This window comes from Inquilinus sp. CA228 (assembly GCF_052078665.1).
Classification (GTDB): domain Bacteria; phylum Pseudomonadota; class Alphaproteobacteria; order DSM-16000; family Inquilinaceae; genus Inquilinus.
Window position 1 is genome coordinate 1 of the sequence record NZ_JBQJIK010000140.1, and the last position, 8,979, is coordinate 8,979.

Consider the following 8,979-nt stretch of genomic DNA (forward strand, 5'->3'; position numbering starts at 1 on the left):
CCGGCGGCATCGACTCGATCTATGGCGGCGGCGGCACCGACGTCCTGAACGGGGTGGCGGGGAACGACAACCTCAATGGCGGGGCCGGCACCGACACGCTCGGCGGCGGCGACGGCAATGACACCCTTTCGGGGAATGACGGCAACGACATCCTCCGCGGCGGCGTCGGCACCGACTACCTGTACGGCGGGACCGAGAACGACCGGATCGAGACCGGTGGCGGCGGCAACGACTACGGCTATGGTGGCGACGGCACCGACACCCTGGTCGGGGCGGCCGATGTCGAGAGCCTTTATGGCGACGCCGGCAACGACACCCTCAGCGGGGCGGCCGGCAACGACTCGCTCTATGGCGGAGCCGACACCGACGTCCTCCGGGGCGATGCCGGGGCCGACTACCTCGATGGCGGCACCGGCGTCGACACCGCCAGCTACTACACCGGCTCGGTCGGTGTCGTGGTCAGCCTTTCCAGCGGAACCGGCAGCGGTGGCGAAGCGCAGGGCGATACCCTGACCGGCATCGAAAACCTCACCGGCAGCCAGGGCGGCGACAGCCTCTACGGCGACGCCGGCGCCAATGTGCTGCAGGGGTGGAACGGCAACGACGCCCTCTTCGGCAGGGCCGGCAACGACGTCCTCAGCGGCGGGGCGGGGGCTGACGCGCTTGAGGGCGCCGAGGGCACCGACACCGCGAGCTACTACACTGGCTCGGTCGGGATCCTGGTCAGCCTCGCCAGCGGCATCGGCGGCGGCGGCGAAGCGCAGGGCGATACCCTGACCGGCATCGAGAACCTTTCCGGCAGCCAGGGCAATGACAGCCTCTACGGCAACGCCGGCGCCAATGTCCTGCAGGGCTGGAACGGCAATGACGCCCTCATCGGCAGGGCCGGCAAGGACACGCTCACCGGCGGCGCCGGGGCCGACAGCTTCACCTTTACGGCCCTGAGCGACAGCGTGGTCGGGGCCAATGCCGACCGGATCACTGACTTCAACCACGCCCAGGGCGATCGCATCGATCTGTCGGTGATCGACGCCAGCACTGCCGTCGCCGGCAACCAGGCCTTCGCCTTCATCGGCTCGGGCCTCTACACCGGCGTCGCCGGCCAGCTGCGCTACAGCCAGGTGGCGGGCGTCACCACCATCGCCGGCGACGTCAACGGCGACGGCGCGTCCGACTTCCACATCCAGCTGACCGGCGCCATCGCCCTGGTGTCGGGCGACTTCGTGCTGTAGCGGCCGGCATCAGGCCGACATGACAATGCCCGCCCCGGAAGGGGCGGGCATTTGTCTGATCGGAGCGTCGGGCCTCAGCCCTGGGCGGCGACGGCGATGCCCTTGCCTTCCAGCAGCTCTTGCAGCTCGCCGGTCTGGAACATCTCGCGGACGATGTCGCAGCCGCCGACGAACTCGCCCTTGACGTAGACCTGCGGGATGGTCGGCCAGTTCGAGAATTCCTTGACGCCCTGGCGCAGGCCGGGGTCGGTCAGGATGTCGATGCCCTTGAACGGCACGCCGAGATGGGTCAGCACCTGCACCACCGCGGCGGAGAAGCCGCATTGCGGGAACACCGGGGTGCCCTTCATGTAGACGACGACGTCGGTGCCGGCGATGTCGCTGCGGATGCGCTCGAAGACGGGATTGTCCATGGGATACTCGCTGGCTGAGGGTCAGGCTTCGGCGGCGGCGGTGGTGTGCAGCATCAGCGCGTGCAACTCGTTGCCCATCCGGCCGCCGAGGGCCTGATAGACCATCTGGTGCTGCTGCACGCGGCTCTTGCCGGTGAAGGCCGGGCTGGTGACGTAGGCGGCATAGTGGTCGCCGTCGCCGCGCAGATCCTCGATCCGCACCTCGGCGCCGGGCAGGCCGTCCTTGATCAGGCGGACGATCTCCGCCGGGTCCATCGCCATCTCATGCCTCTCCCGACTGCACGATGTCGGTCATGTATCCGGGCAGCCACGCCTCGTTGACGCGGCGCAGTTCAGCCACCGATATGGCACTGCCGTCCTTGCGCTTCAACACGTCGCCGCCGGTGCGCCCGATGATTTGCGCCGGCACGCCGGCCGCACGGGCCCGCGCCAGCAGTGCCTCACCATCGGACACGGTCACCAGATAGCGGCCCTGGTCCTCGCCGAACAGCAGCCCGGCTTCGGCCGGCAGATCCACCGTGGCGCCGATCCGCCCGGCCATCGCCATCTCCGCCAGGGCGACATAGAGGCCGCCGTCGGACAGGTCGTGGCAGGCGGTGGCCGAGCCGTCCTGGATCAGCGCGCGGACGAGATCGCCGTTGCGGCGCTCGGCCGCCAGATCGACGGGCGGCGGCGCGCCGTCCTCGCGGCCATGGATCTCGCGGGCATACAGCGAGACGCCGAGATGGCCCTTGGTTTCGCCAATCAGGACAATGGCTTCGCCGGCGGTCTTGAAGCCGAGCCGGACATGGCGCCCGCCGGCCTGGATGAGGCCGACGCCGCCGATCGCCGGGGTCGGCATGATGCCTTCGCCCGAGGTCTCGTTATAGAGCGATACGTTGCCGGAAACGACCGGGAAATCAAGGGCTAAGCAGGCGGCCTTCATACCTTGGATGCAGCCGACGAACTGGCCCATGATCCGCGGCTTCTCGGGGTTGCCGAAGTTCATGTTGTCGGTGATCGCCAGCGGCAGGGCGCCGGTGGCGGTCAGGTTCCGCCACGCCTCGGCGACGGCCTGGGCGCCGCCGGCCTCGGGGTCGGCCAGGCAGTAGCGCGGGGTGCAGTCGGTGGTGATGGCCAGGATCTTGCCGGTGCCGTGCACCCGAACCAGCGCCGCATCGGCCTGGCCGGACAGGGCGACGGTGTCGGCGCCGACCTGGCTGTCATACTGCTCCCAGATCCAGCGCTTGGAGGCGAGGTCGGGGCAGGCCAGCAGGCGGGTCAGCACCGCCTCCGGCGCCTCCGGCAGGGGCAGGGACGCGGCCGGGATCTCCGGCTGCTTCGGCGTCGGCTCCCACGGCCGGGTGTAGTTCGGCGAGGCGTCGACCAGCTCCGCCACCGGCATGTCGGCCCAGACCATGCCGTGCATCTTCAGCATCATGCGGCCGGTGTCGGTGACCCGGCCGATCACGGCGAAGTCCAGCTCCCATTTGCGGAAGATCGCCTCGGCCTCGGCCTCGCGGCCGGGCTTCAGCACCATCAGCATCCGCTCCTGGCTCTCCGACAGCATGATCTCGTAGGGGACCATGCCGGTCTCGCGCTGCGGCACGTGGTCGAGGTCAAGCTCGATGCCGCAGCCGCCCTTGCTCGCCATTTCGACCGAGGACGAGGTCAGGCCGGCCGCGCCCATGTCCTGGATGGCGACGATGGCGTCGGTCGCCATCAGCTCCAGGCAGGCCTCGATCAGCAGCTTCTCGGTGAAGGGGTCGCCGACCTGCACGGTCGGGCGCTTCTCCTCCGACGCCTCGTCGAACTCGGCCGAGGCCATGGTGGCGCCGTGGATGCCGTCGCGGCCGGTCTTGGAGCCGACATAGACCACCGGGTTGCCGATGCCGCCGGCGGCCGAATAGAAGATCTTGTCGGTGCCGGCCACGCCCACGGTCATGGCGTTGACCAGGATGTTGCCGTTATAGGAGGCGTGGAAGTTGGTCTCGCCGCCCACCGTCGGCACGCCGACGCAGTTGCCGTAGCCGCCGATGCCAGCGACGACGCCGGCCACCAGGTGCCGGGTCCTGGCGTGGTCCGGGCTGCCGAAGCGCAGCGCGTTCATGTTCGCCACCGGCCGCGCGCCCATGGTGAACACGTCGCGCAGGATGCCGCCGACGCCGGTCGCGGCGCCCTGATACGGCTCGATGAAGCTCGGGTGGTTGTGGCTCTCCATCTTGAAGATGGCGGCCTGGCCGTCGCCGATGTCGATCACGCCGGCATTCTCGCCGGGGCCGCAGATCACCCAGGGCGCGGTGGTCGGCAGCTGCTTCAGCCAGCGGCGCGACGATTTGTAGGAGCAGTGCTCCGACCACATCACCGAGAAGATGCCGAGCTCGGTCAGCGTCGGCATCCGGCCCATGATCGTCTGGGTCAGGGCGAACTCGTCGGCGGTCAGGCCGAACTCCGCCGCCAGCGCCTGCGTGACCTCGGGTTCCGCCGGTCGATTGGTCGGGGGGGCGTTGGACGGATGAGTCATGAAAGGATCTGCGCCAGGCCTTCGAACATGGCGCGGCCGTCGGTGTTGCCGTGCTCCGGCTCCGCGGCGCGCTCGGGATGGGGCATCATGCCGAGCACCCGCCGGTTCTCGGACAGGATGCCGGCGATGTCGTTCAGGCTGCCGTTCGGGTTGCCGCGGCCGTCCTGGTCGGCGATGTAGCGGAAGGCGACGCGGTCCTCGTCCTCCAGCCGCTTCAGCGTGTCCGGATCGGCGAAGTAGCAGCCGTCATGGTGCTGGATCGGGATCCGCACCGTCTGCCCGGCATTGTAGCCGCGGGTGAACGGGCTGTTCGAGGTCTCGACCCGCATCGCCACGGGGCGGGAGACGAATTTCAGCCCGGCATTGCGCAGCAGGGCGCCGGGCAGCAGCCCTGCCTCGGTCAGGATCTGGAAGCCGTTGCAGATGCCGACGGTGGGCACGCCGCGGGCCACCGCCTGGCGGATCGCGCCCATGATCGGCGACTGCGCCGCCATGGCGCCGGAGCGGAGATAGTCGCCGTAGGAGAAGCCGCCGGGGATGGCGATCAGGTCGGTCGGCGGCAGCTCGGTGTCGCGGTGCCAGACCATGTGGGTCGGCCGTCCGGTCGCGTGGGAGAGTGCCACGGCGAGGTCTCGGTCGGCGTTCGATCCCGGGAAGACGATGACGGCGGCTTGCATGGCCGGGATTTACCGGTCCCGCCGGGCCTTGGCAAGGGCGCAGCGGGCTGTGCAGTCATGCACGGCATCGCGGCCTCGGCGCCGCGGCGCGCGGACAAGGAAGAGGCCGGCTCCGCAGGGTGACGGAGCCGGCCGGCAAGGCCAGTCGCAGGGGGAGAAGGCTACAGGCGGAGAAGCAGGTCGCGCGGGTCGCTGGCGGGGGCAGGGCCGTCGACGCCGATGTCGCGCAGCATGTGGTCGTCCAGCGCCTCCACCGGCAGCCGGCCGCTGCGGCGGGCGCCCAGCGCGGCCGCGGCGGCGCCGATCAGCGCGCGCAGGCCGGAGCGGCTGGTCGGCAGGGTGGCGCGATGCTGGATGTGGTCGGTGCAGGCGGTCGTCATGGCATTTCCCTTTCCGGCAGGGCGTTCGATCGGTCATCGGGAACGCCATGAGGATCGCGGTCTGGAGAACAAACCGCAAACAGGATATTCTCGTGGCCGGGATAAGAGAATCTATCGAGCCGATGAGGGAACCCATGCGCCGTCGCCTGCCGCCGCTGAACGGCGTCCGCGCCTTCGAGGCCGCGGCCCGCCATGAGAGCTTCACCCGCGCCGCCGAGGAGCTGGCGGTGACCCAGGCCGCCGTCAGCCAGCAGGTGCGCCGGCTGGAGGATTGGCTCGGCGCCAAGCTGTTCGACCGCACCGAGGGCGGGCTGGAGCTGACCGACACCGGCCGCGGCTACCTGCCGGTGCTGCGCGACGCCTTCGACGCCATCGCCGAGGCCACGGCCCGGATCCGGCCGCCGCCGCATTCCGGCATCCTCACCGTGTCGGCGATCCCGTCCTTCATCCGCAAATGGCTGGTGTCGCGGATGCCGTCCTTCAACGAGCAGCAGCCGGAGATCGACGTCAATCTCGACGCCGAATCCCGGCTGGTCGACTTCAGCCGGGACCGGGTCGACTGCGCCATCCGCTTCGGCAGCGGCGCGTGGGAGGGGGTGGTGGCGGAGAAACTGTTCTCCGAGGACACCTTCCCGGTGTGCAGCCCGGCGCTGGTCGAGGCCGGGCTGTGCCAGCTGGAGGATCTGCGCCGCTTCCGCCTGCTGCACGACGAGACGCTGGTGCAGTGGAAACACTGGCTCCGCGCGGCGGGGATGGAGGATCTCGGCTGGGTCCGCGGCCCGCGGACGCAGGATTCGGCACTCCTGATCCAGATGGCGATCGAAGGCCAGGGCGTGGCGCTGGCGCAGCGGGTGCTGGTGATGGACGATCTGCGCGCCGGCCGGCTGGTGCGGCCGTTCTGGCAGTCGCTGCCGCGCGACCATCTGAAGAGCGACTATGCCTATTACTTCGTGGCGCCGCCGACCGCCCTCAGCCGGCCGCTGGTGCGGGCCTTCCGCGACTGGCTGTTCGCCGTGGCCGCGGAGGCCGAGGCGTCGCCGGAGGAGCCGATGACGCTGCCGGCGGCGTAGGTTGAATCACGCCGGTCCATCCGGGCTGGAGAATGATGCCGGCCGGGCTCCGTGCGATCGCTTCGGCGTGATCCGATCCGACCTCGTCCCGTTGTAAACACATTGTGCACTTGTATTAATCTGCGATCTTGTTCATGCTACGTTCTATGGACACCGCGCAGACCGATTCGATTTCGGAAGCCCCGGCCGCTCCCCAGGAGGAGCGGACGGCGCGGCATCTGCGCATGCTCGCCCGGGCGGCCGAGATCCAGATGGAGATCATGGAGGCGACCCGCACCGAGGCGGTGGAGGCGCCGCAGCCCGGTGTCGACTATTCCCGGCGGATCGACGTCATCGCGAAGTCGCTGCGGCTGACCCTGCTCTTGGAGGCGAAGTTCGCCGGGCAGCGCGACGAGCGGCGCAAGGTCGCGGCGCAGCGCGAGGCGGCCCAGGAGGACTGGCACGCGCTTCGGGTGAAGCTGGCGATGCTGGCGGCGGCCTACGAAGCGTCCGGGGACCAGGAGGAGGTCGAGCGCCGCGCCACCGAGGTGTGCGAGCGGGTGGAGCGGCCGGAGGTGGTCGAGCTGATCGAAGCCAGCCGGGTAGAGGTCGCGGTGGCGGCGCTGTGCCGGCGCTGGGGCTATCCAGTGCAGGTGGAACGCTGGCTCGAAATGGCCGACGTGGCCATGGAGGAGCTGGGCTTCATCCCGCCGCGGGACGGCGAGGACGATCCTGAGGATGCGCCCGCACCCCGCTCGGCCGGTGTCGACCGCCGCAAGCCGAAGCCGCCGGACACGGGATAGCTTCGTAGGTTGGGTTCGCGTTCGCAAACCCAACATCGCGCCGCCATCGCGGCCCCCAATTCTGTTGGGTTCGCGTTCGCGAACCCAACCTACGCGAACCGGATTGTTTTGCCTCTCCCGCAAGGCGGGAGAGGTCGGAGGCGCTTGCGCCTCCGGGTGAGGGCCCTTTGTCGAGGCCGGGACCCGCTTCACCCGCCGGCGCCAAAGACGCTCGGCATCCTCTCAGCCCCTGCCGGATGCACTGACGGACCCGACCTCGATTCAGTCCGCTCTACGCGAGCGCCTCGTCGAAGAATGTCAGCAGCCGCTTCCAGTGCCGCTCGGCGCCGGCCTCATTGTAGACGCTGTGGTCGGGCACCGCCCAGCCATGCGCCATGCCGACATAATTCTCGATGATGTGGTCGACCTCGGCCCGCCGCAGGGCCTCGGCCAGCCGCGCCGACTGCTCCGGCGGGAAGCTGTTGTCGACCCCGGCGACGCCGACATAGACGCGGCCCTTGATCTTGTCGGCGAGGAGATGCGGGCTGTCGGGCGCCTCGCCGGCCAGGTTGCCGCCGTGGAAGCTCGCCGCCGCGCCGATCCGGTCGGCATAGGCGGCCGCCGCGGTCAGCGCCCGGGCGCCGCCCATGCAGTAGCCGACGGCGCCGATCCGGCCCGCGACCTTCTCCGCGTCGAACACGTCGATGAAGGCGGCCGTGTCCCGCCGCGTCATCTCCTGGCTGGTCTCGCGCAGCATCGTCATGATCTGGGCGCGGGCGGTCTCATCGCCGAAGGAGGCGCCGGTGAACGGGCCGTACGACCCGAACCGGTAGAACAGGTCCGGCAACAGCACGACATGGCCCGAATCGGCCAGCCGCTGCGCCATTCCGGCCAGCGAGGCCCGTGGGCCCATCGCATCCATGTAGAGAATGACGCCGCGGAGCGCCTTGCCCGGCGCGGTGGCGCCATCGGGGTGGAACAGCGCTGCCTTGGCCGTCCCGTCCGACGTCTTGATCTGGAGGTCGCGCCTCATCTGCCAATCCCTTGTGAGCTCGCCCCGGCCGCGGGAGCGCAAACGTCGATATCCGCTCGCCAGGCCCGTTCGGTCTGGCGGCGCCATCGAAACGAATCGGCCGTGCCGGGATCATAGCCCTCATTCCCGCCAGAATGGCTTGCGGCGCATGGTCTCGACCTGGTCGCGGCGCAGGCCGAGGTCGAGCAGGGTGTCATCGTCCATGCGCTGCATCCGGCCGCGCGCCTCGATCCGGGCGCACCACAGCGCCGGCAGGGCCGCGATGCGGCGGAGCAGGACAAGGATGGGGGATGGCCGTCTGCGGGATTCCGCGCGGCGCTCGTCGATGCAGATGCTGGTCATGATACGGTCCTGATCGAGGGTTGGAAGATCAGGGGTCGACCCGTGCCCCTAAGATCGGTCCTGGCGGCCGCGGCCGCAAACGGGATAGTCTGGGCCTAGCCCCATAAAAACTTGGCCTGAGGGGTCGGAATGGGATGGCGTTTGCCCCCGCTGAACGGCGTGCGGGCCTTCGAGGCGGCGGCGCGGCACCGCAGCTTCACCCGCGCTGCGGCCGAGCTGTCGGTGACCCAGGCCGCGGTCAGCCAGCAGGTGCGCCGGCTGGAGGATTGGCTGTCGGTCAGGCTGTTCCATCGCCGCGAGAACAGCCTGGAGCTGACCGAGGCCGGCCGCACCTATCTGCCCCTGGTCAGCGGGGCCCTGGCCGGCATCGCCGACGCCACGGCGCAGATCGCGCCGGGTCGCACTGCCGGCGTGCTCACCATCAGCACCACCCCGTCCTTCGCCGCGAAATGGCTGACCCCGCGCCTGCGGGGGTTCACCGCGGCGCATCCCGATATCGACGTCAACGTCACGGCGTCGCTGTCCCGGGTCGATCTCGAGGGCGGGGAGGCGGATTGCGCCACCCGCT

At 69.9% G+C, this 8,979-nt stretch carries 11 protein-coding genes; 4 read left to right on the top strand and 7 right to left on the bottom strand.

Annotation, left to right across the window (positions count from 1 at the left end; all coding sequences use genetic code 11):
* The coding region (locus ACTOWL_RS36890; RefSeq protein WP_441326292.1) for a calcium-binding protein at nucleotides 1–1,232 on the top strand (1,232 nt) is incomplete at its 5' end.
* Between the two features lie 74 nt (nucleotides 1,233–1,306).
* On the opposite strand, the gene grxD is transcribed toward ACTOWL_RS36890, so the two are convergent.
* From grxD to ACTOWL_RS36915, 5 genes are all read right to left on the bottom strand, one after another.
* On the bottom strand, nucleotides 1,307–1,645 hold the full coding sequence (grxD, locus tag ACTOWL_RS36895) for a Grx4 family monothiol glutaredoxin (RefSeq protein ID WP_441326293.1): 339 nt from the start codon (nucleotides 1,643–1,645) through the stop codon (nucleotides 1,307–1,309).
* A 21-nt stretch (nucleotides 1,646–1,666) separates the two neighbouring features.
* A complete protein-coding gene (locus tag ACTOWL_RS36900) occupies nucleotides 1,667–1,906 on the bottom strand; it encodes a BolA family protein (protein WP_441326294.1) in 240 nt (79 codons plus the stop codon).
* 1 nt (nucleotide 1,907) lies between these two features.
* The gene (gene purL, locus ACTOWL_RS36905; protein WP_441326295.1) at nucleotides 1,908–4,148 is read right to left on the bottom strand and encodes a phosphoribosylformylglycinamidine synthase subunit PurL; all 2,241 of its coding nucleotides are present in this window, start codon (nucleotides 4,146–4,148) and stop codon (nucleotides 1,908–1,910) included.
* Entirely contained in the window at nucleotides 4,145–4,825 is a 681-nt protein-coding gene (gene purQ / locus ACTOWL_RS36910; protein ID WP_441326296.1) for a phosphoribosylformylglycinamidine synthase subunit PurQ, read from the bottom strand. The genes purL and purQ overlap by 4 nt, the downstream gene beginning before the upstream one ends.
* Before the next feature lie 161 nt (nucleotides 4,826–4,986).
* Entirely contained in the window at nucleotides 4,987–5,205 is a 219-nt protein-coding gene (locus tag ACTOWL_RS36915) for a hypothetical protein (RefSeq protein WP_441326297.1), read from the bottom strand.
* Between the two features lie 134 nt (nucleotides 5,206–5,339).
* Between ACTOWL_RS36915 and ACTOWL_RS36920 the strand changes: the two genes are divergently transcribed.
* Together ACTOWL_RS36920 and ACTOWL_RS36925 are read left to right on the top strand one after the other, a co-directional pair.
* Nucleotides 5,340–6,275 (top strand): transcriptional regulator GcvA, encoded by a 936-nt coding sequence (locus ACTOWL_RS36920; protein WP_441326298.1) that lies wholly within the window; start codon nucleotides 5,340–5,342, stop codon nucleotides 6,273–6,275.
* Between the two features lie 134 nt (nucleotides 6,276–6,409).
* Nucleotides 6,410–7,057: a hypothetical protein gene (locus ACTOWL_RS36925; protein ID WP_441326299.1), complete on the top strand. Its 648-nt coding sequence runs from the start codon at nucleotides 6,410–6,412 to the stop codon at nucleotides 7,055–7,057.
* A gap of 271 nt (nucleotides 7,058–7,328) precedes the next feature.
* On the opposite strand, the gene ACTOWL_RS36930 is transcribed toward ACTOWL_RS36925, so the two are convergent.
* On the bottom strand, nucleotides 7,329–8,069 hold the full coding sequence (locus ACTOWL_RS36930) for a dienelactone hydrolase family protein (RefSeq protein WP_441326300.1): 741 nt from the start codon (nucleotides 8,067–8,069) through the stop codon (nucleotides 7,329–7,331).
* A gap of 120 nt (nucleotides 8,070–8,189) precedes the next feature.
* The gene (locus tag ACTOWL_RS36935) at nucleotides 8,190–8,411 is read right to left on the bottom strand and encodes a hypothetical protein (RefSeq protein WP_441326301.1); all 222 of its coding nucleotides are present in this window, start codon (nucleotides 8,409–8,411) and stop codon (nucleotides 8,190–8,192) included.
* Between the two features lie 129 nt (nucleotides 8,412–8,540).
* Between ACTOWL_RS36935 and ACTOWL_RS36940 the strand changes: the two genes are divergently transcribed.
* Nucleotides 8,541–8,979, top strand: a 439-nt coding sequence (locus ACTOWL_RS36940) for a LysR family transcriptional regulator (protein ID WP_441326302.1), incomplete at its 3' end; no start/stop codon positions are given.